The sequence below is a fragment of the Psychrobacter sp. Sarcosine-02u-2 genome, assembly GCF_002836335.1.
Classification (GTDB): domain Bacteria; phylum Pseudomonadota; class Gammaproteobacteria; order Pseudomonadales; family Moraxellaceae; genus Psychrobacter; species Psychrobacter faecalis.
This window is the reverse complement of record NZ_PJBX01000175.1, coordinates 23,109-46,550: the sequence shown is the minus strand read 5'-3', so window position 1 is coordinate 46,550 and position 23,442 is coordinate 23,109. Positions and strand designations below refer to the sequence as shown.

Genomic DNA, 23,442 nt, shown 5'->3' with positions numbered 1-23,442 from the left:
CTTGGATTTAGATTATGATGATTCGCTATGCTTCTTACTTTATCGCCGCGTTGCTACCGCTATTGTTATTTCGCTGGTTTGCGCCCGCATCCATAGGCGAGATTGACTTTTGGTTGCTGTGGCTTGTGGCGATGGTATTGGTTTCGCTGCCCGTTGTGTATGCGGAAATTGCGTTGGCTTATCGTAGCGCTGAAGCACCTTTAGCGGGTATGCAAAAGCTTACGCGTGAAGCCGATGCCAGCACCTTTTGGCGCAGTTTTGGTTGGCTCGCGGCACTGGTTTCTATCCTCATTGCGGCGCTTGTCATATCGGGAGCAAGCACCGGCATTTTAGCCGCCTTGACGGAGCTCAATAGCGTACCTAATATACCAAGCTTCGCCATTGCTGCAGGATTGATGGTTATCGCCGTCTTATTAAGCTTACTAGGCGTGGCACCGTTACCAATAGGCTTGGGTTTAATGCTGGTCGGTTTATTATTGGGTGTGGCCAACGGTCTGCCAAATATCGCTTTTGCCATGACCGATGTCAGCTTGAGCGAGTGGGCGCGCGCCGTGGCGTTGGCATTAGTGAGCGTCGGTGCGGGTACAGGTTTATACTGGTTTGGTCAACACCTAGTGAGCAAGCAAACGGTCACGGCGGTAAGGGCTGATAATCACAATGCGCAAACCACTCGTAATAGTGCCGCGCAAGCATATCGCGCAACCAAGCTGGTATTACCGATTTGGATATTACAGCTAGTGGTTGGTGTGGTCGCTTTATTTATCAGTGGCATGGCGCTACCACCGATTGGGCAGTTACTTTATTGGGTTGGGGTGCTGTTTGTGGTCAGCTATTTGCTCCATTATAGTACGCAGCAATTGGCGCATAAATTTGGTTTGCTAGTCAGTGTGGTGTTAACGTTTGTGCTAGCGCTATTGTTAGTTGTCGCCATACCGACCAATTGGCTAGTCGGTATTTTGGTGATTATCAGTAGTATCGCCGTGCTGTTATTGTCCGTCTTTGCTGGTTGGCAGATGAAAATTAGCCACTTGCGTAAGTCTTTAAACTTTGGCAATGAAGCTTTTTATAACTTGTGGCGGGTGGCGATACGCCTTATTGTGCCGCTGGCATTACTGTTAGCGTTAATCGGTTGGGTGATGCAGTGGTTAAGCTGAGGACTGCTGCTAACCATAGTACAGCTGATAAAGATGAGGTTAACGTTAACCTAACTCAGGCTGAGCAGAGTGATTTGATAACAGTATTTCTGGCGTATGCAGAAGAGGCGACGCGTCAGCATTATCAAACTGTTCAAGTTAGGCAGGGCACAACTTTGTATGAGGCCTTGGCTCAGGCAGGTTGGCTAAAACAGTTTGAAGAGCTAGCAAGCTGGTGCGAGCAGGTTGCCAATACGATGACGCCAACGGCTAAGCGCTGGCATGTTGGGGTATACGCGCAAAAGCAGCCACTCAATTATATATTGCAGCCGTCTGATCGGGTAGAGGTATATCGCAGCTTAAGCGCTGATCCCATGTCTCAGCGCAAAAATAAATCTCGCGGTTAGTTTTTAGAAATTTCTATCAGACTTATGATGCAGGCAGGCTATCGATACCTTCAATGCGGGTCACTATACCATTATCATCGAAATAAACAATCAAATGCTGGCTGGCATTTTTGACATCGGCGATACCTTTACGGCGACCTTCTGTTCCGGCTTTATAGTCGTAAATGTAGTCCCAGCGTTTTGGCGCGAGCGTGTCTCTGATTGCTGGGCTACCAAGAATATAAAGCACCTGATTTTGATTCATACCCACTTGCACTTTTTGCGCTTGCGCTTGGGTAATGGCAGTGCCTTGGGGCAAGTCAATCTTATAGACACTCAGTAACGAGCAGCCAGACATAGCCACAGTAGCACCGAGCATAGTCGTCATGGCAATCTTACGTAATGCGTTTGCAGAGCTTAACGAACGAAAATTAAAGGTCTTTATCATGGTAAAATGACTCATAAAAAATGGGTTAGGCGCCGCTAAAAACCGATAATGTGGGTCTTGCAGGCAATCTTGCACAAATGATACGTCATTTACTTGCAATTGCCTACCACTTACGACATTATTTACCAAGTGCTATTTTACCGCCTTTATTATTTATATTTTAAATTCAAACACTTGGCAGCGATTTTTCGCAAAAAATGCTCTGCATAATCGTTCATTTTTTATTGTTTTTATATTTTATCAGCACTTATTATTAACTATTGATGTTTATTTAACTCCTGTTTTTTGAATTCATTTGCTAAGACTTTCATAGTCAGAAGGGATATTATGGCTTCTTTTACCAATCAAGATTTACGTAAAGCGGGTTTAAAGGTAACGTTACCACGTATCAAAATTTTAGAGCTGCTCGAAAGTGCGGAGCTGCATCATATGAGTGCTGAAGAGGTATATAAAGCACTGATTGACCAAGGTGAAGATGTGGGGCTGGCAACCGTTTATCGCGTATTAACCCAGTTTGAGCAAGCGGGTATCGTTGAGCGCCACAACTTTGAAAACAATTTATCAGTGTTTGAGATTACTCAAGAAGAGCATCATGACCATTTGGTTTGTGATGTCTGCGGCAAAATCGTCGAGTTCCATAACAAAACCATTGAAGAAGAGCAGACCAAAGTAGCGGCAGAGCATGGCTTTAAGCTATCTGGTCATTCTTTGGTGCTGTACGGTATTTGTGATAATCAAGCCTGTAGAGACAACGCTAAGTAAGCGTTTTAGAAAAAAAATTATCTGATATTGATAATTTATAGTCTATTACTATTCAAGTATTAACTTAAACGCCAAAAAAGCCCTCACATTTGATGAGGGCTTTTTTATGGGGAATTCTAGGTAAGTAGTGCCATATCAAGTGATATCTAACGATAAACTATCGGCGCCTTCATCTAAGTTGACGTTGCCATTTTTACCACTTAACTTAATCTTTAAGCGTAAATCGTTAGGGGAGTCAGCGTGCAGAATGGCTTCTTTATAAGTGATTTCACCATTTTTATATAAATCAAACAGCGCTTGGTCAAAGGTTTGCATGCCGCTATCACGTGAGCGCGTCATGACATCTTTGATTTCGTGCACCTCGCCTTTACGGATGTAGTCGCTGATCAGCTGTGAGTTTAATAAAATCTCAATAGCGGCGCGGCGTCCTTTACCATCAGGCGTTGGAATCAATTGCTGAGCGATAATAGCTTGCAAGTTTAATGATAAATCCATAAACAACTGATTATGGCGACTGGTTTCAAAAAAGTGAATGATACGGTCAATCGCTTGGTTGGCGTTATTGGCGTGTAAAGTTGCAAAGACCAAATGCCCCGTTTCAGCGTATTGAATCGCGTAGCTCATGACTTCGCGGTTACGAATCTCACCAATCAAAATCACATCAGGCGCTTGGCGCAAGGTGTTTTTAAGACCTGCCTCAAAAGAATGGGTGTCGATACCAACTTCGCGCTGGGTAATGATACAACCGCGGTGCTTATGCACAAACTCAATCGGATCTTCGATGGTAATAATATGACCGTGTGAATTCTGGTTACGATGGCCAATCATCGCCGCAAGGGTAGTTGATTTACCCGTACCTGTAGCCCCAACCAACAAAATAATACCGCGCTTTTTCATGGCCAGCTCTTTTAGCGCTGGGGGCAGGCGTAGCTCTTCAACGGTCGGGATTTTATTTTCGATTTTCCGTAAAATCATCCCTGCCATGTCGCGCTGAATAAAAGCACTTACCCGAAAGCGCGCTTGCTGCGCTTGATCTGAAATCGCAAATTGACACTCGTTGGTTTCGTCAAATTCTTTTTGCTGGCTTGGGGTCATCACCCCTTTGACCAATCTCATGGTTTGCTCAGCGGTTAACGGCGTTTTACCCACCGGCAAGATTTTGCCATTGATTTTCATGGACGGCGCGACATCAGCAGTAATAAAAAGGTCAGAGCCGTTTTTATTAATCATTAATTGTAAAAGCTTATCAATGTCCATAACGTACCTACATTTGGAATATATAGTTTAAAACTGCTGCAATAAACTTTTAAAGCGGGCAATAACAACAACCGTTAAAATAAATAAAGCTGAGTAAGAGTTTTTCATCGTTTACCTATAACTTTAACAAAAATTTATATTAAAACTTTTAATACTATGTAAACCCATACTAAATAAAGGCTTCAGGCTGCTTGGCATAAGGGCGAGCGACATCTTTACTGATTGTGCCTTTTGAAACCAAGTTTTTAAGCGTTTGATCAAGAGTAATCATGCCTTCACCAGCACCAGTTTGGATAGCAGAATACATCTGCGCGATTTTATTCTCACGTATCAAGTTACGAATCGCAGGCGTGCCCAGCATGATTTCATGAGCAGCAATACGTCCGCCGGTTTGGCGGCGTAGTAGCGTTTGTGAGATGACCGCTTGTAGCGACTCTGAGAGCATCGCCCGTATCATATCTTTTTCGGCTGCAGGGAAGACGTCAATCACGCGATCAATGGTTTTGGCAGCAGAGCTGGTGTGCAAGGTGCCAAAGACCAAATGCCCTGTTTCAGCGGCGGTCAATGCCAAGCGAATGGTCTCAAGGTCACGTAACTCACCAACGAGGATAACGTCTGGATCTTCACGTAGAGCCGAGCGCAATGCTGGCTCGAAACCCAAAGTATCGCGGTGGACTTCACGTTGGTTAATCAAGCTCTTTTTAGACTCATGAACAAATTCAATCGGGTCTTCGATGGTTAAAATATGCTCTTTACGGGTTTCATTGATATAATCGATCATGGCAGCAAGCGTGGTAGATTTCCCTGAACCCGTTGGCCCCGTGACCAGTACCACACCGCGTTTAAAGTCGGATACTCGTTTAAAGACGTCACCCATACCTAAGTCTTCCATAGTGAGAACTTTAGAAGGAATGGTTCGAAAAACAGCGCCAGCGCCGCGGTTTTGATTAAAGGCGTTGACACGAAAACGTGCTAGATTTGGAATCTCAAAAGAGAAGTCGGTCTCAAAGAACTCTTCAAAGTCAGCGCGTTGCTTATCATTTATGATGTCATAAATAAGCTGATGCACCACTTGATGCGTCATTTCAGGCATATTAATACGGGTCATCTCACCATCGACACGAATCATCGCTGGCATACCGGCTGAAATATGTAAATCCGACGCTTTGTGCTTAACGGTAAAGCGCAACAAGTCTTCGATGTTTAAACGATGCTTTTCAGCCATAGTGGAATATCCCTATTGATAGACAAAAATGAGCCAAACAAGAATGGACAAAGAAACGCTTAGAAATTATGATACTTTACGATTCTATGCCACTATTTAACCATCTACTATATGCATAAAATGTAAAAATAATCCAAATATACTTTGTTTTGTTAATATAAGTTTATGTCTGTTTTTTATCAAAATTTTAACTGCTTAATTTCATAGCTCCTTCTATTTATAATTAATAAAATAATCACCTAATATTTCTGTGAGTTTTTTATGAACACTACCTCTACACCACAAAACAACGCTACGAGTTTAGCTGATAAAAAAAACAATGAAGATGATTTTGATGCGGCAGAATTGATTGCAAATTGGCAGCAAGTAAGCGAGCAGGTGGCGCAAGCATCTGTACAGGCGCAAAGGCAGAAAGACGAGATCACTTTATTAGCAGTGTCTAAAACCAAACCTGCTGAGATGATTGCGACGTTGGCGCGTCAAGGGCAACGAGATTTTGGTGAAAACTACTTGCAAGAGGCTATTGAGAAAATACAAGCTTTACGACAACAGCCACAATGCGAACACATCGTTTGGCACTATATTGGCAGTATCCAGCGTAATAAAACCCGTGATATTGCTGAGAATTTTGATTGGGTGCAAACGCTTGAGCGTGAGATTATCGCCAAACGTTTACATGAGCAGCGCCCAGCCGAGCTGCCAGCGCTTAATGTGTTGATACAAGTCAATATTGATAACGAGGACAGTAAGTCAGGATGTTTGCCAGCTGAGCTGCCAAACTTGATAAGCACGATTAAAGATTACGAGCGCTTGCAATTGCGCGGGCTGATGATTATTCCAGCGAAAGCTAATACCGACGCCTTTGCTCGAACCAAACAATTATTTGACAGTATCAAGCGAGAATATCCGGAATTAAAGCAGTGGGATACGCTGAGTATGGGCATGAGTGATGATATGAGCGCCGCGATTGCCAATGGTTCTACGATGGTACGCGTTGGCACAGCCATATTTGGCGCGCGTGGCTGATTATTCTAATGTCATTAAATCCATTAATTGAGGGTCAAACTACGCCAATCTCAACTTATCGTAGGCCTTTGATTTTTATAGAATTTAAAATTTTAATTGTTTTAACTGAAATTTTAAAAACTAAGTAAACCAATACCTTAGAAAAATAAGTTGAGAGTGGGGTTCAAACTCTCTAAATTTATACGGTTATTTATCGTGAAGTGCACTTTAAAATGCAGCTTTTACAAAACTTTTTCTTCAAGTTTAGTGACGAGTAGCTGGGTAATTTTCAGATTGTCAGTCGCGATTATCTCAAAGCGATAGTTGGCGTATTCGATGGTATCGGTTTTTTTAGGGATTTTACGCAGCATATACATCATAAAGCCGCTAATGGTTTCATAGTTTTGACTGTGCGGTAAATTAACGATATCGAGCGCGCGAACCACATCTTCAATGGGCGTCATACCATCGATGAGCCAAGAATTATCAGTACGTTGCACGATAGGCTGCTCCTCAACCGTGACTAGCTCACCCATGACAATACTCATCACATCGCGTAGGGTAATGACACCAACTACCAAGCCATATTCATTGACGATCACGGCAAAGTCAGCGCCGGTCGATTTAAACATCTCCAACACTTCAAACAAAGACAAGGTGTCAGGTACAAATAACGCCGGTTTTAATAGCGCTTTATCGGTTAGGCTAACTTCTTGCTGATTGAGCACCAAAGCTAGAAAGCTGCGCGACTCTACATAGCCGATAATTTGCTCTAAATCGTCTTCCTCGCAGACTAAAAACTTATTATGTGGCTGGGCAATCATTACCTCAACCACTTCTTCGGTGCTGGTTTTGCTATCAAAATAGACGATATGCTCACGCGGATTCATGACCGAAGTAACGGTACGTTCTTGCATCTCAAAGATATTTTCAATCAAATGATGTTCTTGTTTTTTAATTACCCCAGCTTCGGCGCCCGCGTCCATCACCGCATAGATGTCTTCTGGCGTCATATCATCTTGGCGTGTGGTTGAGATACTAAAAAACTCAAAAATCAGGTTTGCTGCGCCATCAAAGACCCAAATAACGGGCTTAAAAATAAATGTCAGCGCCATCATAGGGCGTACCAGCCGCACTGCAAAAACTTCTGCATTAGACATCGCCAAACGTCTGGGCATCAAATCGGCAAGTAGGGAAAATAAGCTGGTAATCACGACGAAAGAGATAACCGATGACACCGCTTCATTCTTGACTAACAGCTGTAAATACGGGCTAATCGCCGACTCACCAACCGCACCAGCTGAAATGGCGACAGCATTAAGCACGACTTGCACTACCGTAATAAATCCACCAGGATTTTCTTGCATATGCAGGACATCAAGGGCGCGGACTTCACCTTCTTTTGCCATGATTTGCAGCTTAATCTTGCGACCAGCAGCGATAGCAATTTCTGCCCCAGAAACAAAGGCACTCAAAGCCAGTAATAATAAAAGAAAAATACTAGCGGTTAGCAAACTCATGACGGACTCGGATAACGATAGGTAGGGTAGTTAAATTGAAAGTAGTTGAAATATAGAAAAGTAGAGAACTGGGTTTAATTATTTATTCAAAGAGTTTTATATAAAGAAAACTTTATCAATAAAAACTAAAAAAGCTGGGTAAGTACCCAGCTTATTATAAAACATTCTGATTATATTATATCAAATTATATAGAAACGTAAAGTTATTCAACCTTTTAGCCTTTATCTAAAGGATAGTGTATTCAGACTACAGAGACATCTAAAAGATTGAAATAGCAACTTTAGTCGTTGACGCTTAGCCTTTTATCGACCATTTATTGACTAAAGGAAAACGGCGTTCACGGCCAAAGGCTTTATGGCTGATTTTAGTCCCAATCGGCGCTTGAGCACGTTTGAATTCGCTATTATCAACCATCTTAATCACCTTAGCGACCAAATCGGCATCAAATCCTTTATCGACAATATCTTGATAGCCCATATCTTCGTCGATATACGACATCAAAATACCATCTAGCACGTCATAGTCTGGCAAGCTGTCTTGGTCTTCTTGATCAGGACGTAGCTCAGCCGATGGCGGACGTATGATGACGCGCTCAGGAATAACTGGCGTGTCTTCTAAACGGTTGCGGTAGCTGGCAAGCTTATAAACTTGCGTTTTATAAACGTCTTTTAGTACGTCAAAACCACCTGCCATATCACCGTATAAAGTCGAGTAACCAACTGCTAGCTCTGATTTATTACCCGTAGTGATGACTAAATGCCCAAATTTATTAGACAAGGCCATTAGTACCACACCGCGAGCGCGCGCTTGGATATTTTCTTCGGTGGTATCAGCAGGCGATTTGTTAAATAATGGCGCTAAAGTATGACGGATGCCTTCAACGGCATCAAAAATCGGGCAAACCGTATAAGAAACGTTTAAGCGGCGCGCTTGCGCTTGCGCGTCCTCTAAACTGATTTGAGAAGTATATTCGTACGGCATCATTACCGCATAAACTTTATCAGCGCCCAGCGCATCGACAGCGATACACAAGGTTAACGCAGAATCAATACCGCCCGACAAGCCAACGATAATACCAGTAAAGCCGGATAGGTTGACATAATCACGCAAACCGACGACCAACGCTTGGTACATCTCCGACTCGCGGCTCAATGACAACGGCGCTTTTGTTTGCGTATCGAATTTTGCGGTTTTTACGTCAAACGTCGTCAGCATAAGCTGATTCATAAAGCGCGACGCTTCATGAGCAACGCTGCCGTCAGATTGGATGGCCATAGAGCCGCCGTCAAATACCAAATCATCCTGCCCGCCAACGGCATTAAGATAAATAATCGGCAAGTTATTTTCGCGGCTACGTTTGGCGAGCATGGTTTTACGATTGTCTTGTTTTTCAATTTCAAACGGTGAGGCATTTAAGCAGGCCACAAGGTCAGCACCTTGTTTTTTAAGCTCGGCAATCGGACCTTTTTCCCACAAATCTTCGCAGATTAGCAGACCAATGGTGATGCCTTTATAGTCAAATAAGACTTGATTGCGACCTTTATCAAAATAACGACGCTCATCAAAAACGCCATAATTTGGTAAGATTTGCTTATGATAAAAGCCTTTTTGATGACCGTTATGCAAAATCGCAGCCGAGTTAAAGGTACCATGATGATCGACATGCGGATAGCCCACGATCATCACGATATCATCGATATCACTCAGGCTAGACAGCGCGCTTTTGACACGGCCAGATAGGCTAGGACGTAGCAGCAAATCTTGCGGAGGATAGCCTAATAAAGCAAGCTCTGGGAAAATGATGACATCAGCGCCTTGCTCACGGGCTTGTAGGGCAAGGGCGCGCATTTTTTCAGCATTGGCGGTGATATCGCCGACCAAAAAATGCGATTGTGCTAACGCAAAAGTAACGCTGTCTTGCGATTTAGAGCCTGTATTGGCCTCGTTTGACGAATTAAAGTTGGGATTGTCAGTATCTTTGGTGGTGTCTTTTGACATTGTTATTGTTCCTATCAATAGGTTGTGTAAATGTATTGAATCTAGCTGGGTTTTAAATAAAACCAAAGCAAAATAGGTTATGAAAGTAATGCAAAATATGAGTATGCACTTATGCCCCCATATCAAGGCTCATAAATCGTGAGCCTATGCTGAGCGCGGCACTTGGATAGCCATTAATACAATGAATATCGGTATTACTAAAATATGCGGCGCTGCTCTAAATGGTAGTGCTTAAAACCGCTTAGAATAGGGCAATCAATAAAGGTTTTCAGAAATAGTGTTAATAACGCTAGGGCTGATTTTGCTATAAACCAATAACAGCAAACCTGCTTAACAGCGTTTAAATGTGCAAATTAATCCCTTTAGTATAACATCAATTGTCTGCACAAATAGAACTGCACAGTGATTTAGCGCGCAAGTTGTCAGCGTACAAGTAATTAAAAAGCAGATAAATAACTATTGTTTTAAAGCAATGATTCTAATAAGGTATTTTTGAAAGTACCTATTAATACTTAATAATATTGGTGCCGATAGCGTGCAGGTAATTGTAAGTAAAGATTACAACATAGCCTTATTTATTTGGCAGGCTTTGAGGCATAATAAGCCGTTATTATGTTTGGGCTTACTCTTCTAAATATAGAGAAATGGCAAGTTAAGAGCGATTTTATGAATCACAATTATTTTTATAGATGAATACTGTTTTTTATAACCAAATAACATGTTTATAAAAGCGCGCTATGGTACGGTAGCGCTATTATTAGACTTATTTTCCGCAATGATTTCGCCTAATTTATGAAGCAAATATCTCGCAAAGCTGACAACGTAGAATTTATAACGCAACACACTCGCTAAGGGATATAAATAATGGACACGGTCTGTGATTTTTATCCACCTATTTATAAACGTTACAGCAGCGCCAAATTGGCTGTCTGCTGCCCGCTCTTGGTTTATACGCTATGATCGAAAACTGGACAAAAGAATTTATTATTCAGCGCTTATTGGCTATTACTTTGCTGGTGGTGCTGATTGTATTGTGCTTTCAAGTCGTACAGTTTTTTATTGTACCGGCACTGTGGGCAGCGATTTTGGCGTACGTCACCTTTCCTATTTATAATTTTTTTCATCAGCGCGTTCGCTTTAGCTCAAACTTTAGCGCTGCTATTATGACGGTGAGCATCACATTGATGATAGGTCTGCCGCTCGTTGCTGGTATCTTTATTTTGCAGCAAGAAGCCTTAAGCCTGATTAGCAACTTAATTTATCGTATCAAGGTTGGCTATTTGGATGTGCCAGACTCTATCAAGGACTTACCCGTCATCGGACAGCAAGTCAAAGATGTGTTGTGGAGAATTAATAAAAACCCAGAAGGCACGCTAGAGGCCTTTCGTCTGTGGGTACAGTCGCATCTATATTATGGCAAAGTCGCGTTCGATGTCGTTTTCAGTGGTCTTGCCAAAATGGGGATGGCGCTGATGACGCTGTTTTTCTTTTATCGCGATGGTACCAGTTTGGTACGTCAAATCCGCCAAGCCTTACGCAATATCATTGGCAATCGCATCGATGGTTATATTGATTCGGTCGGTACGACCACGCGCGCGGTAGTCTATGGCATTGGTTTGACCGCATTGGCTCAGGCTTTGCTCGCTGGTATTGGTTATTATTTCGCTGGTGCACCAAGTCCTATTCTACTGACCATTGTCACTTTTATTATCGCTTTAATCCCATTTGGTACGCCATTTGTTTGGGGCGGGGTATCGATTTGGTTATTAAGCCAAGGTCATACCGTAGAAGGGATTGGTTTGGCGCTTTGGGGTATACTGGTTATCAGCTGGGTTGATAATCTTATACGTCCTATCGTCATCAGCGGTGCGACCAAAATTCCTTTTATTATTATTTTCATCGGAGTATTGGGCGGTCTGACGGCGTTTGGTTTTGTCGGCTTGTTTATTGGTCCTGTGGTATTGGCAATCGGCCTTGCAGTATGGCGTGAATGGATATCGCAGCATAAGAATGATTTATTTGCGCAGCACGAAGATATGCTTGCTGACGCCCAGCTGCAACCAAAAGTTACGGCACAAAATAATAAAGACGAAAATATTGTTTCTACGGATTAGGGTATGTGCTTAATTTAAACAGCAATTTAAAAACTATTAAAACCAACCTATAAAAAATACACCTTGCTAATCCAGCAATCATTGATAATAAACCTTTAGAAATAGGGATGTTTAAAAATGCCACATGCGAGCGCTTCAAATAATGAAAATATGCGTCCTCTAACTATCGTTGCTGATAGCAATATCGCTAGCCTTGATGAGTTTTTTAATGCGTCGACGCTTGGGCAACATAATAAACGACCAGTAAATATTATTAGCGTTGCTGGGCGCGCGATCAATGCCGATTTGCTTGCAGAGTGTCAACCTGATGTGCTGTTGATACGCTCGGTGACGCCAGTAGGCGAGCCGCTATTGGCAAACAATAATAGCGTTCAATTTGTTGGTTCGGCGACGATTGGAACCGACCATGTCGATCAAGCCTATTTGGCAGCGCGCAATATCACCTTTGCCAATGCCGCAGGTTGCAGTAAGCACTCGGTTGCGCAGTACGTATTGACCGCTATCTTAACTTTACGTCCGCAATATTGGCAGCAATCGACGCCGCCCGCGACCTTGGGCATTATCGGACTGGGTAATATTGGTAGTACTCTTGCGCAATATGCCCATGATTTAGGCTGGCAAGTATTGGGTTACGATCCGCTACTGCCTGCATCGAACATCAATAACGCCAGCTTTGAGCAAGTATTGAGCCAAAGTAATGTAATTAGCTTGCATGTGCCGTTAACCGATAAAAAAGATGCCACTAATCCTAATGGTAGCGACTATCCAACTCGTCATTTAATTGATAAAGAAGCATTGGCTGCGATGCCAGTAGATACTTTGTTGATTAATAGCGCGCGTGGACCAGTGATTAATGCCGGTGATTTGCAGGCAGATATTGCCCGTACTGGACGCCAAGTGGTGCTTGATGTGTTTGAGCATGAGCCTGAGATAGCGGAAAGTTTGCTATCGAAACTTGCGATTGCCACAGCACATATTGCTGGCTATACCTTGGAGGGTAAGCTCCGCGGTACGCAAATGATTTATGATGCGCTGTGTGAAAAATTAACAGTGACCCCTGTGCAAACCATGCATAAATTGCTGCCACTCAATATGTTTTTATGGTCTGAATTAAAGGCGCATCCAGATAGATTGGTGAAATTTTATGACATCATGGCAGATGATGCGGCACTGCGAGATAAATTAATAGACGGACAAATAAAGGGTACTGACTTTGATCAATTGCGCCGAGATTATCATTTACGTCGCGAATGGCAGTTTTAGAAGACAACCAGCTTTAAAGATTAAAACTCAATTTCAAAGCCTATTTTAATTATTTGATTTTTTATTCGAAAACTACAGTAGAGAGTAATGACCCAAGCAAATAACCTTTCCTCTAAACCCAGTTATGCGCCAACGATGACATTAGCGATGGCACAAAGGCGCGCGCAATTTATCAATGCTATTCGGCAGTTTTTTGCCAGTCGCCACGTGCTTGAAGTGCAGACGCCGTTGCTCTCACAAGCGGGTAATACCGATACCTTTTTACAGTCGGTAGCGGCGCAGGTCACGTATCAAGATAAACCTTGTACCTATTATCTGCATACGTCGCCTGAGTTTGCCATGAAGCGCCTACTTGCCAGCTGGCAGATGCCCATTTATCAGATTTGTCCGGTATTTCGTGATAACGAGATAGGCGTGCGCCACAATATTGAATTTACTATGCTTGAGTGGTATCAGCCGAACTATAGTCTAGAGGACATGGGCACTGAATTGGGCGAGCTATTGGAAGCGCTTTACGGTTATCCGATTGTGCTAAGCCATTATCGTTACGTCGATGCCTTTATGGATTTTGTGGGTATTCATCCCTTAACGGCGAATCTTGCCGCGCTACAAGCGGTGGCAGAAGACAAAGGTTTAACAGGGTTTGATTTTAATAGTGCAGAAAATGGTGCCAGCAATAGTGAAGAAGATATTCGCCAAAGTTGGTTAGATTTATTGTTTAGTCATGCCGTCGAGCCAAATTTGGGGCACGATTTGCCGACATTGATTATAGAATATCCGCCTGCGACGGCAGCACTAGCAAAGACGGCCATCGATAAAGACGGTAATACAGTGGCCAAGCGCTTTGAGCTGTATATTAACGGTATTGAAATTGCCAATGCTTATGATGAGCTGGCGGACGGGCAGGCGTTAAGAGCGCGATTTGAGCGTGATAATCAATTGCGCAAGCAGCATAATCTGCCGCAAATGCCAATCGATGAGCATTTATTAGCAGCATCTGATGACTTAATACCTTGTAGCGGTATCGCTGTCGGTATTGATAGATTACTGATGGTCATCACAGGCGCTAGCAGCTTAGAAGACGTCATTCCATTTCCAAGTGGCCTAGCTTAGTTGCTTGCTAGTAGATTTTGACATAGTCGCCAATGATTAAAAAACCCATAAGAAAAAAGCGCGTAAACCAGGGCTTACGTGTTTTTTTATTTTTGTACTTTTTATTACACTACAAACTACTTATTATTTGTTATAGCTTTTACTTACTAAAGTTTAGCCAGCGCTGCATCGATGGCAGTCTCACCATTATGCATACTAAAGACTTTTTTAATCGTATTATCAGCATTAAGTACCGCTGCTAACGTCATGGCCACATCTTCAATAGCGTTTTCGCCCGCATTATCATCATTAATAATGATTTTACCCGTACCAGCGCGTTCTTTTAGCGCACCTGCTTGTACAATGGTGTAATCAAGACTGCTATTCTTAACCAACCACTGATCGGCGTAATGCTTAGAGATATAGTATTCTTTTAAATCGGCAATACCAGGCTGGTTCCATTTACTGGTATCTAGGGAAAATACCGTGCTTAGCATGATATAGCGTTTGATACCTTTATCTTGAACCGCTTGCATCGTCTTAACCGCGCCATGCAAATCGACTTCTAAGACATCTTTCCCACCAGAGCCGGCAACAAAATAAACCGCATCGATATCTGATTTAATTTGCTGTTGAATGGCGTCTTTCTCAGCAGTAATATCTAAATCTAACTGACTATAATTGTTATCGCTAAATAATTTTTCATCTTGACGGGTTGTGCCAATCACTTGATGGTTATCCGCTAATAGTTGTTTAACCAAATCAGAACCCACTCGACCGCTAGCGCCAATTACTAATATTTTCATTATCATTCCTATTATTATATGAATTTTATATGCTTTATCTTTATTTAAAGATTTATGTTTTAAAACTGATTATTCAAGAACCGTTTAATCAAAAACTATTTTTTTAAAATAATTTGTTTTAAGAGCTGCATATAGCCTAACAATAATGACGAGCACACTTCGTTATGAAGCGTGCTGATTGCATAGTGTTTGGTTATGGAGTGTATAGGGTTTGCAAGAATGGACTTTGTGAAGGTTAATATTTAGAGAGATAAGAAATTTTTTAAGAAGTTTTAAAAAGTAGGGTTTTCAAATTGATAAGTAAAAGAAATGACTGCACCAATTAACGAACCAAGCGATTAAGACCATCGGCAAAGGCTTTCTTGTCGCGGTCGCCGTAAGGTTTATGCCCGCTCATTTCTTGCAATTCAAGCACGCCTGTACCGCGCATGGTATCCATAAAGTCGCGCATATTGAGCTTTTGCTTGATATTGTTTTTATCATAAACCACACCGCGGGTGGTCAAAACCATACCGCCTTTATCCAAAATGTCATTGGCCAAAGGAATGTCGCTAGTAATGGCCAAATCACCTGGCTGGATTTGCTCGACGATATAATCATCAGCTTTATCAAACCCTGACGGCACCACGGTCATGACAAGCAGCGGTGATTTGCGCAATTTAATCGGCTGATTGGCAACAAATATCGCCATCGTTTGGGTACGTTCAGCCGTTTTGATGATTAAGTCTTTAGCAATCAATGGCACCGAATCGGCATCTACCCAAATCTGCATTATTTCTCAGCCTTATCGGTCTTTAATAATGCCTCTGCTAAGGCATCTTTTTGACTACCTTTCACGTCACTTTTAGTATTTTCTAAAGTACGCTCAGTTTCGGCATTGGTAGATTGCTCTGGTACAGATACAAGTGCTTGCTTATCGGTCATGGTTGGCGCCAGTTTTTTATCAAGCCCCACTTTATTTGGTAAGACGGCAACCAGTTTTGCTAGCGCAGGTTCTAAATCCGCCACGTCATTTGGCATCAAGGTGATATGGGCAATTTTACGGTCTTCGCGCTCAGCCTTATGGTAGCTATGATAATGGGCGCCATCGATATTGAGCACCGCGCTGATATCAGGATATTGACCTAAGACGTTGAGCATAATTGCTGGATGGACGTTGTCGGTATCGCCTAAGGGCAGATTGACCACCGCGCGGATATGGTTTTCAAATTGACTGGTAATCGCACCTTCGATACTCCAGTGTCCAGAGTTATGGACGCGCGGAGCAATCTCGTTGGCTAGCAGATAATCGTTACCGCGCGCATCTTTACTCACAAACAGCTCAAGCGCCATCACACCGACATAACCCAAGTGATTCATCACCGTGGTAATGGCATCGGTTGCTTGCTGAAATAAATGGCTGGTACCAACGGCTGGGGCGCGAGTTTTGGCTAAGATACCATGATGATGGTGATTTTCGACCAAATCATAGCAGCGCACCTGACCATTTTGCGCGCGTACGGCAATGATAGACACTTCACGGCTAAAGTTAATAAAGCCCTCTGCAATTAATGGCGCAGGCGTTGGGGTTAATGAACCTTTACCGCTAACCGCGTCTTTTAGCTCATGCCAAGCGGCTTTGATATCGCTGTCTTCTTTGATGACAAACTGACCCTTACCATCATAACCGCCGCGGCTGGTCTTGAGCACTATCGGCAATCCTAGCTCAGCGCAAGCTTGCTTCAATTCAGCTTCAGAATTGACCGCCATAAATGGTACGGTGGCGATATCAAGCTCATTAAACATGCCTTTTTCTTTTAAGCGATCTTGGGCGATATCAAGGGCAAGCGGTGGCGGAAACATGCCTTGTTTGCTGCCTGATTTTGATAGATGCGCTAACTGCTCGACAGTCGCCGTTGGCGTGTTTTCAAACTCTAAAGTAAAGACGTCAGCTGCCGCGATAAATTCATCTAATTGCTCGCTAGAAAAAACTTTTCCGTAAAGGCTGGCAGGGCAGTCGGCGTTGTCTTCTAAAAACACGCACTGATAACCGAGCGGCAGGGCAGCTTGGGCGAGCATCATACCAAGCTGACCGCCGCCTAAAATACCGATGGTACGGATGGTTTGGGTAACAGGATAAGCATTGGCGGTAGTCATGGCAGGCTCTTTACATTTAAAATGAATAAGGATTTTTAGTAAATGATTGGCTAAAAATTAAGGTTAGAAATAGGAAAAGGTGCACCGTATGCACCTTATCTTTAGTAAAACTCATTTGGCTATAAATATCAAGTTTAGCGCATGGTAAGTATCAAATATTACTAGCAAGAGTATTGATAACAGCAGTTTTTGCTAAAAGGTTAACTCATCTTGCTTACTTTATTGATTAATAATACCGGGTGTTGGACTTGCAAGAATGGTCTCTGTTTGCGCTTGACGCATGTTATCAAGCTTAGTGGCAAGCGATTCATCATGCAAGGCCAGCACCTGAATGGCAAGGAGGGCCGCATTATAGGCACCAGCAGTACCAATGGCTAAGGTGCCAACAGCCACGCCCTTTGGCATTTGCACGATAGAAAGCAGACTGTCCCAACCGCTAAGCATCGATGATTTAACAGGCACACCAAACACAGGCAGCGGCGTTTGACTGGCACACATACCGGGCAGATGCGCGGCGCCGCCCGCTCCAGCGATAATCACCTGCAAACCGTTATTTTTCGCGCTTTTGGCATAATCGAACAATCTATCTGGCGTACGATGGGCTGACACCACTTCACATTCAAAGGCAATATCAAAGTCAGCAAGCAACTGCGCCGCTGCACTCATGGTCGCCCAATCCGACTGCGAGCCCATGATAATGCCAACTTTTGGTTGACCAGCAGGGGAGGTAATGGGGCCGTTTTGCTCAATAGCAGCGTTTTGTGTAGTAGGGTTCACAGTAGCGGAGGTGGTGCACATGCTTTGATATCCTCAAAAAGACCATCATACAAAAGTTTTGCTGCCTTCGTAAAGCCAAGTTTGTCGTTTAATGTCAAAGCTGACTAAATAGCAGTTTTTTATGTCGCGGTTTTATCGATTTATAATGGGCCTTCATCATGGCGATATTGCACAAAGTTACTGGCTTTCAATGGTAATGGCAGCTCAGTATCCAGCTGATAACAGGTCATATAACCGCTATCTATGGCTGCTGAATAATCGGTGCAAACCACTTGGTTGCTCAATGGTTCAGGATTGCCAGTGAGCCAATAATGCCCAACAAACACGGGTTTGTGCGTTTTAAGGGCAAATTCAATGTTCTCTGCCATGGCATCGTTTGGAATCTGCGCCAAGCCCGATTTTGGCGCACGGGCGATTTCATGTATAGGCCGCTTATTTAGCTCATCAAGCCACCAGCGCACGCGTACTTGTGAGCGCGCTGCACCGTCTTTATCGACCATAACCAAACCTTCAGGTAACGCAGTTTCCACACCTTTTAACACACGCTCAAGCGCCTCATAGGCGGGGCTATGTTTTTGTGAGCTGGCAATGACCGCTTCGGGGGTTAGGCAATTATCAGTAGTTAATAAAGGTTTTAATACCGCCATGCTATCGACATCCCAGCAAGCGTGGACAAAACAGGCATAATCGGTCTCAAGCCAAAGCGGTATCTCATAAAAGCGCTGCAACCAGTATTGATGCGCTTCTGAGCCAAAGGACACTTCGGCTAAAAACGCTTCATGTTGGCGTACATGAACATCGCTATGCGAGCGTAAATAGCGCTCGGGCTGCTTTGGGTCAAGCATCGCAAAAGCCAAGGCGTTGTATTCATGATTGCCCATCACCGCATCGGCCACGCCTGCATCTAGCATCGCAAAAACAATTTCAAGAGTAGCTACCTGCTGCGAACCACGGTCAATCAGGTCACCAATAAAGAGCGCCCGATGCCCTAACGGCGGTACAAAGTGGCTGCCATTATGCACATAACCCAATTGTTTTAGCAGCCCAATCAACTTGTCTGCATAACCGTGAATATCACCAATAATATCTATAATCATAATTCTTTATCAAATTCTTAAACATGTTGTTAAATACAAATTAGGGCAAAACATCAAACGTTATCAATTAGCAAATTTAAAACTAAAGATTCTAAAACTAACCGCTCTAAAGGCCAGGCGACAATAGCGCATTTAAAAAGTGTGGCAAGACGCGAGGTTCTAAAATAATGGTCGCAATCACTCCAAATGCGCCGCCCCACATATGCGCCATGTGATTGATATTGGAGCCGCCGCGTTTATCGGCGTAAATACTATAAGCGACGTAAGCGACAGCAAAAACTATCGCTGGAATAGGAATAATGGCGAATAGATAAATTTTTTCCCACGGAGCCAGCAAAATAAATGCAAATAGCACCGCTGAAACCCCACCCGAAGCACCAAGGCTCAAATAACTGGCGCTTTTTTTATTTTTAAGATAGCTTGGCACCATGGCAATCACGATAGCCAGCACATAAAAAACCACAAAACCATAACCGAATAAAAACGGCTGATATAAGCCTTCAATAGCCCGGCCAAAAAAGTACAGGGTGAACATATTAAACAGCAAGTGCATCGCATCGGCGTGAATAAAGCCGTGGGTCACAAAACGATCCCATTGACCGTTATTCACCGCCGGCGGATAAAAAATCAGCCGATTAAACAGGGTTTTGTTTTGCCACGCCAATAAACTGACAATAACCGTAATAATGATAATAAGCGTCGTGTGGTTGAACAAAGGAGAGTCCTTAGGCCGAGCCTGATAGGGGGCAGTGTTATAGAGCGTAGTGCTTAAAGACCAAATAAGTTGGATAAAAAATAACTAAATATGGATGCTGAAAATAGCTAAGGCTTACACCAACAGTAATAACAGTAATAACAGTAATAACAGTAATAACAGTAATAACAGTAATAACAGTAATAACAGTAATAACAGTGATGCTAAGGCAAAAAACCAATAGACGACAAAATTATGCTTTAATAATCGTTTATATTGAATAATATTACAGCGTAACAGGCAACTAAGTAATGCTTCGTATACTGACCGTAACGTTTAACGACAGAATAAATATTTACCAAAAATAAATCATTAATCGGTGATATTTATCCAGTTTTACGTTTGTTGAAATTTTAAAAAAAAGGGTGGTGTGTCAGAAAGTATGCTGAGGAGATGAAAGGAGGGTGACAGCCGAAGCAAGATGATATATTTGAGGTTATGAAGACACAAATAGATATCATATGCCCCGACTGTCACAGCTCCAGTTTTTCGATACACGGCAAAAAAAGCTATGGCAAGCAGAACTACCAGTGTAAGGACTGCAAACGTCAATTCATTGGCGACCATGCCTTAACTTATCATGGCTGTCACTCTAAAATAGAAGACATCATACGGCTAATGACGGTTAGAGGTTGCGGCGTCAGAGACATAGCCCTTATAACCTCTATTAGTATTGGTAAAGTCCTTAGCACCATAGGCTCATCGGTCTATAAGATTACACCTAAAAAGCGCTATTATGAACGCTTAGAGATTGATGAGTTTTGGACTTACGTGTATCGCAAAAAGCGTAAAGTTTGGCTTATTTATGCTTATGACCGCGCTACCAATGAGATTGTTGCTTATGTTTGGGGCAAACGTGACCTGAAAACAGCTAAGAAGCTAAGAGCCCGTCTTAAACAACTGAAAGTCAGCTATGGTTCTATTAGCATGGATAACTGGGATAGCTTTATAACCGCATTCAAGCCTGACAAGAAACAAATCGGCAAGCAGCATACGGTAGGCATAGAAGGTAATAACTGTCGCCTTAGACACCGATTGCGACGAGCCGTTCGAAAGACCTGTTGCTTCTCAAAGAAGTTTGATAACCACTTTAAGGTGTTTGATTTGGTATTCTTCTATGTCAATTATGGCTATGTCTGATGCCAGCATACTTTTTAGAACACCACCTAAAAATGAACTTTACAGGTGAATAGATTGTAAATAATACATGATATGACTTAGCCAGATTTGTGGGTATGAATTGACATCAGTAAGCCAAAACCTGCCATTAATGTCACAATAGCAGTACCGCCATAACTGATAAAAGGTAAAGGCACCCCAACGACAGGTAAGATGCCGCCGACCATGCCGACATTGACAAAAACATACACGAAAAAAGACATCGCAATTGCACCTGCCAGCAGTCGACTATAAACATCAGGGTGCGAAAATGCGATATATAAAGCACGCATAAGCACGCAAGCATAAATAAACATCAACAATATCACGCCAAGCAGACCAAACTCTTCAGAAAAAGCGGCAATAATAAAGTCGGTGTGACCTTCTGGTAAAAAATGTAGATGCGACTGTGTGCCTTCTAAATACCCTTTACCGGTCAGACCGCCCGCGCCAATGGCGGTTTTGGACTGAATAATATTCCACCCGGCCCCTTGGACGTCAGCTTCAGGGTTGAATAGCGTTAAGACGCGCGTACGTTGGTAGTCATGTAATAAAAAGTTCCAAGCAAATGCCACCAATGGTACGGCTAAGGCTGCTGCACTAGCAATCAAGCGCCATGATAGACCAGCCAAAAACAATACAAAAATGCCACTGGCGGCGACCAGCAAGGAAGTACCAAGGTCAGGCTCTTTGGCGATTAATAATACCGGCACCACAATTAACGCTAAGGTGATGGCAATACTTGATAATGAAGGCGGTAAGTCACGTTTGGATAAAAACCACGCACACATCATTGGCATACCAAGCTTCATAAACTCTGAAGGTTGAACGCTACCAAAACCAGGTAAGTTAATCCAGCGCTGCGCACCCATACGCACCTCGCCAATGATATCGACCAACACCAACAATATCAGCCCCAATACATAAAATATGGGCGTAAAGGTACGATAAAGGCTAGGCGGTATCTGCGCCATAGTAAACATCACCGTAAATGCCACGCCATAACTGATGACTTGGCGGATGACCATATCAGTGTCTTGGCTTGCTGCGCTATATAAAATCGTCAAGCCAATGCAACAAACGGTCAATAGCAATAAGGTCAGCCACGGATCAATATGGATACGTTGCCAAAGCGTCGGCGCACGACCTTGACCAAAGTGATGGCTTTGACGAGAAAAACGGTACTGGAGGTTAGAAGGCATAGGTGATATGTGACTGACAATTGGCGTGAAAGAAAAGTCTGCTTTGACAAACAATAAGTAAGCAATCAGCGAGAGTAAAATGTTTATTTAATAGCGTGGTCATGGATTTGTTAGAAAATTCAGTAATCTACCCGTAATAAAGTAACGACAATATAAACATTATAAGGATAAGTGTTAATAACGAATCAGTGACCATCAATTCGCTGCGATAGTTTAGCTTGCTTGCTTAAAATTTGATAGTATCGATAAAACGTTTTTAGCGGTAGTTTCTGGTAATGATAAAGACAAAAAAATCTATTTATAGGCACATTTATAAGCCTATTATCGTCCTAGGTATTTGTGCCAGCAGTATTTCTGTGCACGCCGCTATTATAAGTGATAATAGTGAGCGCCGCATCCAAATCCGTCATGGCAGTAGTGCGACCAATAATAGTGGCAATGCTTATATCACGCCCGCTAGCAGTTATGGCAGTCAAAGCAATAGCTATAGCGGCGGCGCAACCATCTTGAGTGAAGGCGCTCGTCGGTCAAATGGTATTAGCGGCGACAGTATGCAAGGGCTGATTCAAAAAAAACAGCGCGAGTTTAACTTCGATAGCGCAGTATCGATAGAAGAAAACAAACGCGTCATTACCAACAGAGGGACACCACGTTATAGCAGCGGTAATAATAACTTTGGAAATAGTAATTATAATGATTTTACCAGTATGGATTTTAATGTATGGTTAAATAGTAATAGTTACCGCGCAAGCCAAGTGGCCAATTATCAACGCTATTTAAGCTCACGTGTTGGCGCAAGAAATGTACCGCCCTTATCTCAGCTGTTGACGACCGCTCGTAGTTGGGATAAATGTGGTTATGAGCCTTATCAGCTACCACCGCAGGAGTTATGGGCAAATATTGTACCGACCTTGCAGCTTTATAGTCAGCTAAAACGCCAAGGTATTTTACCTGCCAGTACCGAGATACGTTCAGTATATCGCAGTCCGGGGTTAAATAATTGCGCGGGCGGGGCGAGTGCGAGTAAGCACATGACCGCAGGCGCGATGGATATCTGGGTGCCTGAATATGAAGGCAATTTATGGCAGCTAAGTCGCATGCAAGATAGTCTCTGCGAGTTTTGGCAATATCAAGGGCAGTCGCATAACTTTGGTTTAGGACTCTATTCTACCGGTGCTATTCATCTTGATACCGATGGTTATCGCAAATGGGGCTTTAATCATGCCAGTAGCAGCTCCGCTTGCCGCTATTAAAAGCAGTCTCTTCAATTAAAAAAGCTCAGCCAGTGATTACTGATTGAGCTTTTTT

The 23,442-nt window shown here is 42.9% G+C and carries 21 protein-coding genes; 9 read left to right on the top strand and 12 right to left on the bottom strand.

Translation table 11 applies throughout. The annotated features are described in order from the left end of the window. The first annotated feature begins 14 nt into the window (after positions 1–14). Together CXF58_RS11515 and CXF58_RS11510 are read left to right on the top strand one after the other, a co-directional pair. On the top strand, positions 15–1,154 hold the full coding sequence (locus CXF58_RS11515; RefSeq protein ID WP_068406401.1) for a hypothetical protein: 1,140 nt from the start codon (positions 15–17) through the stop codon (positions 1,152–1,154). Beyond that, positions 1,142–1,540 carry an RnfH family protein gene (locus CXF58_RS11510; RefSeq protein WP_227514961.1) on the top strand — a complete coding sequence of 133 codons (399 nt, stop codon included), beginning with the start codon at positions 1,142–1,144 and terminating at the stop codon, positions 1,538–1,540. The genes CXF58_RS11515 and CXF58_RS11510 overlap by 13 nt, the downstream gene beginning before the upstream one ends. 22 nt (positions 1,541–1,562) lie before the next feature. Here CXF58_RS11510 and CXF58_RS11505 read toward each other — a convergent pair whose 3' ends face one another. Then, positions 1,563–1,982, bottom strand: coding sequence for an outer membrane protein assembly factor BamE (locus tag CXF58_RS11505; RefSeq protein WP_068406454.1), 420 nt, complete (start codon positions 1,980–1,982; stop codon positions 1,563–1,565). Between the two features lie 312 nt (positions 1,983–2,294). Here CXF58_RS11505 and fur point away from each other — a divergent pair, with 312 nt between their 5' ends. Then, positions 2,295–2,729, top strand: coding sequence for a ferric iron uptake transcriptional regulator (fur, locus tag CXF58_RS11500; protein WP_068406404.1), 435 nt, complete (start codon positions 2,295–2,297; stop codon positions 2,727–2,729). Between the two features lie 135 nt (positions 2,730–2,864). Here the strand turns inward: fur and CXF58_RS11495 are convergent, their stop codons facing one another. Continuing rightward, positions 2,865–3,986, bottom strand: a complete 1,122-nt coding sequence (locus CXF58_RS11495) for a PilT/PilU family type 4a pilus ATPase (RefSeq protein WP_068406407.1) — start codon at positions 3,984–3,986, stop codon at positions 2,865–2,867. A gap of 169 nt (positions 3,987–4,155) precedes the next feature. After that, a complete protein-coding gene (locus tag CXF58_RS11490) occupies positions 4,156–5,211 on the bottom strand; it encodes a type IV pilus twitching motility protein PilT (protein ID WP_068406410.1) in 1,056 nt (351 codons plus the stop codon). 261 nt (positions 5,212–5,472) lie between these two features. Here CXF58_RS11490 and CXF58_RS11485 point away from each other — a divergent pair, with 261 nt between their 5' ends. Beyond that, positions 5,473–6,237 (top strand): YggS family pyridoxal phosphate-dependent enzyme, encoded by a 765-nt coding sequence (locus CXF58_RS11485; protein ID WP_082894340.1) that lies wholly within the window; start codon positions 5,473–5,475, stop codon positions 6,235–6,237. A gap of 221 nt (positions 6,238–6,458) precedes the next feature. Here the strand turns inward: CXF58_RS11485 and CXF58_RS11480 are convergent, their stop codons facing one another. Both CXF58_RS11480 and CXF58_RS11475 read right to left on the bottom strand, forming a co-directional pair. Further along, complete coding sequence (locus CXF58_RS11480; RefSeq protein ID WP_068406411.1) at positions 6,459–7,736, bottom strand: polyamine export protein PaeA; 1,278 nt, start codon at positions 7,734–7,736, stop codon at positions 6,459–6,461. Between the two features lie 295 nt (positions 7,737–8,031). Continuing rightward, entirely contained in the window at positions 8,032–9,735 is a 1,704-nt protein-coding gene (locus CXF58_RS11475; RefSeq protein WP_102077573.1) for an NAD+ synthase, read from the bottom strand. A 956-nt stretch (positions 9,736–10,691) separates the two neighbouring features. On the opposite strand from CXF58_RS11475, the gene CXF58_RS11470 reads away from it, so the two are divergent. From CXF58_RS11470 to epmA, 3 genes are all read left to right on the top strand, one after another. Continuing rightward, positions 10,692–11,849, top strand: a complete 1,158-nt coding sequence (locus tag CXF58_RS11470; protein WP_068406415.1) for an AI-2E family transporter — start codon at positions 10,692–10,694, stop codon at positions 11,847–11,849. Between the two features lie 150 nt (positions 11,850–11,999). Further along, positions 12,000–13,112, top strand: coding sequence for a 4-phosphoerythronate dehydrogenase (locus CXF58_RS11465; protein WP_068406459.1), 1,113 nt, complete (start codon positions 12,000–12,002; stop codon positions 13,110–13,112). Between the two features lie 87 nt (positions 13,113–13,199). Next, on the top strand, positions 13,200–14,225 hold the full coding sequence (gene epmA / locus CXF58_RS11460; protein ID WP_068406417.1) for an EF-P lysine aminoacylase EpmA: 1,026 nt from the start codon (positions 13,200–13,202) through the stop codon (positions 14,223–14,225). A gap of 146 nt (positions 14,226–14,371) precedes the next feature. Here the strand turns inward: epmA and CXF58_RS11455 are convergent, their stop codons facing one another. From CXF58_RS11455 to CXF58_RS11430, 6 genes are all read right to left on the bottom strand, one after another. Then, positions 14,372–15,010, bottom strand: coding sequence for an NAD(P)H-binding protein (locus tag CXF58_RS11455; RefSeq protein WP_068406419.1), 639 nt, complete (start codon positions 15,008–15,010; stop codon positions 14,372–14,374). A gap of 322 nt (positions 15,011–15,332) precedes the next feature. Beyond that, positions 15,333–15,782, bottom strand: a complete 450-nt coding sequence (locus tag CXF58_RS11450; RefSeq protein WP_102077572.1) for a YaiI/YqxD family protein — start codon at positions 15,780–15,782, stop codon at positions 15,333–15,335. Next, a complete protein-coding gene (locus tag CXF58_RS11445; RefSeq protein WP_068406426.1) occupies positions 15,782–17,146 on the bottom strand; it encodes a 5-(carboxyamino)imidazole ribonucleotide synthase in 1,365 nt (454 codons plus the stop codon). Before CXF58_RS11445 ends, CXF58_RS11450 begins: the two co-directional genes overlap by 1 nt. Positions 17,147–17,365: 219 nt before the next feature. After that, complete coding sequence (gene purE, locus CXF58_RS11440) at positions 17,366–17,944, bottom strand: 5-(carboxyamino)imidazole ribonucleotide mutase (RefSeq protein WP_082894341.1); 579 nt, start codon at positions 17,942–17,944, stop codon at positions 17,366–17,368. A 119-nt stretch (positions 17,945–18,063) separates the two neighbouring features. Beyond that, positions 18,064–19,020 carry a metallophosphoesterase gene (locus tag CXF58_RS11435; RefSeq protein ID WP_068406431.1) on the bottom strand — a complete coding sequence of 319 codons (957 nt, stop codon included), beginning with the start codon at positions 19,018–19,020 and terminating at the stop codon, positions 18,064–18,066. 106 nt (positions 19,021–19,126) lie between these two features. Next, positions 19,127–19,735: a rhomboid family intramembrane serine protease gene (locus tag CXF58_RS11430; protein WP_068406432.1), complete on the bottom strand. Its 609-nt coding sequence runs from the start codon at positions 19,733–19,735 to the stop codon at positions 19,127–19,129. A gap of 477 nt (positions 19,736–20,212) precedes the next feature. Between CXF58_RS11430 and CXF58_RS11425 the strand changes: the two genes are divergently transcribed. Beyond that, positions 20,213–20,914 carry an IS1 family transposase gene (locus CXF58_RS11425; protein WP_102077571.1) on the top strand — a complete coding sequence of 234 codons (702 nt, stop codon included), beginning with the start codon at positions 20,213–20,215 and terminating at the stop codon, positions 20,912–20,914. A gap of 77 nt (positions 20,915–20,991) precedes the next feature. On the opposite strand, the gene rodA is transcribed toward CXF58_RS11425, so the two are convergent. After that, a complete protein-coding gene (gene rodA / locus CXF58_RS11420; protein WP_102077582.1) occupies positions 20,992–22,134 on the bottom strand; it encodes a rod shape-determining protein RodA in 1,143 nt (380 codons plus the stop codon). Positions 22,135–22,409: 275 nt separating this feature from the next. Between rodA and CXF58_RS11415 the strand changes: the two genes are divergently transcribed. Beyond that, a complete protein-coding gene (locus CXF58_RS11415; RefSeq protein ID WP_102077570.1) occupies positions 22,410–23,387 on the top strand; it encodes a D-Ala-D-Ala carboxypeptidase family metallohydrolase in 978 nt (325 codons plus the stop codon). Positions 23,388–23,442 lie beyond the last annotated feature (55 nt).

What these genes read in the sequence shown, in the direction of transcription:
- CXF58_RS11445 (WP_068406426.1), bottom strand. Translation starts at nt 17,146, where the DNA reads ATGACTACCGCCAATGCTTATCCTGTTACCCAAACCATCCGTACCATC.
- CXF58_RS11485 (WP_082894340.1), top strand. Translation starts at nt 5,473, where the DNA reads ATGAACACTACCTCTACACCACAAAACAACGCTACGAGTTTAGCTGAT.
- CXF58_RS11455 (WP_068406419.1), bottom strand. Translation starts at nt 15,010, where the DNA reads ATGAAAATATTAGTAATTGGCGCTAGCGGTCGAGTGGGTTCTGATTTG.
- CXF58_RS11475 (WP_102077573.1), bottom strand. Translation starts at nt 9,735, where the DNA reads ATGTCAAAAGACACCACCAAAGATACTGACAATCCCAACTTTAATTCG.
- rodA (WP_102077582.1), bottom strand. Translation starts at nt 22,134, where the DNA reads ATGCCTTCTAACCTCCAGTACCGTTTTTCTCGTCAAAGCCATCACTTT.
- CXF58_RS11415 (WP_102077570.1), top strand. Translation starts at nt 22,410, where the DNA reads ATGATAAAGACAAAAAAATCTATTTATAGGCACATTTATAAGCCTATT.
- CXF58_RS11505 (WP_068406454.1), bottom strand. Translation starts at nt 1,982, where the DNA reads ATGAGTCATTTTACCATGATAAAGACCTTTAATTTTCGTTCGTTAAGC.
- fur (WP_068406404.1), top strand. Translation starts at nt 2,295, where the DNA reads ATGGCTTCTTTTACCAATCAAGATTTACGTAAAGCGGGTTTAAAGGTA.
- CXF58_RS11495 (WP_068406407.1), bottom strand. Translation starts at nt 3,986, where the DNA reads ATGGACATTGATAAGCTTTTACAATTAATGATTAATAAAAACGGCTCT.
- CXF58_RS11435 (WP_068406431.1), bottom strand. Translation starts at nt 19,020, where the DNA reads ATGATTATAGATATTATTGGTGATATTCACGGTTATGCAGACAAGTTG.
- CXF58_RS11515 (WP_068406401.1), top strand. Translation starts at nt 15, where the DNA reads ATGATGATTCGCTATGCTTCTTACTTTATCGCCGCGTTGCTACCGCTA.
- CXF58_RS11425 (WP_102077571.1), top strand. Translation starts at nt 20,213, where the DNA reads ATGAAGACACAAATAGATATCATATGCCCCGACTGTCACAGCTCCAGT.
- CXF58_RS11450 (WP_102077572.1), bottom strand. Translation starts at nt 15,782, where the DNA reads ATGCAGATTTGGGTAGATGCCGATTCGGTGCCATTGATTGCTAAAGAC.
- CXF58_RS11480 (WP_068406411.1), bottom strand. Translation starts at nt 7,736, where the DNA reads ATGAGTTTGCTAACCGCTAGTATTTTTCTTTTATTATTACTGGCTTTG.
- CXF58_RS11465 (WP_068406459.1), top strand. Translation starts at nt 12,000, where the DNA reads ATGCGTCCTCTAACTATCGTTGCTGATAGCAATATCGCTAGCCTTGAT.
- purE (WP_082894341.1), bottom strand. Translation starts at nt 17,944, where the DNA reads ATGTGCACCACCTCCGCTACTGTGAACCCTACTACACAAAACGCTGCT.
- CXF58_RS11470 (WP_068406415.1), top strand. Translation starts at nt 10,692, where the DNA reads ATGATCGAAAACTGGACAAAAGAATTTATTATTCAGCGCTTATTGGCT.
- CXF58_RS11490 (WP_068406410.1), bottom strand. Translation starts at nt 5,211, where the DNA reads ATGGCTGAAAAGCATCGTTTAAACATCGAAGACTTGTTGCGCTTTACC.
- epmA (WP_068406417.1), top strand. Translation starts at nt 13,200, where the DNA reads ATGACCCAAGCAAATAACCTTTCCTCTAAACCCAGTTATGCGCCAACG.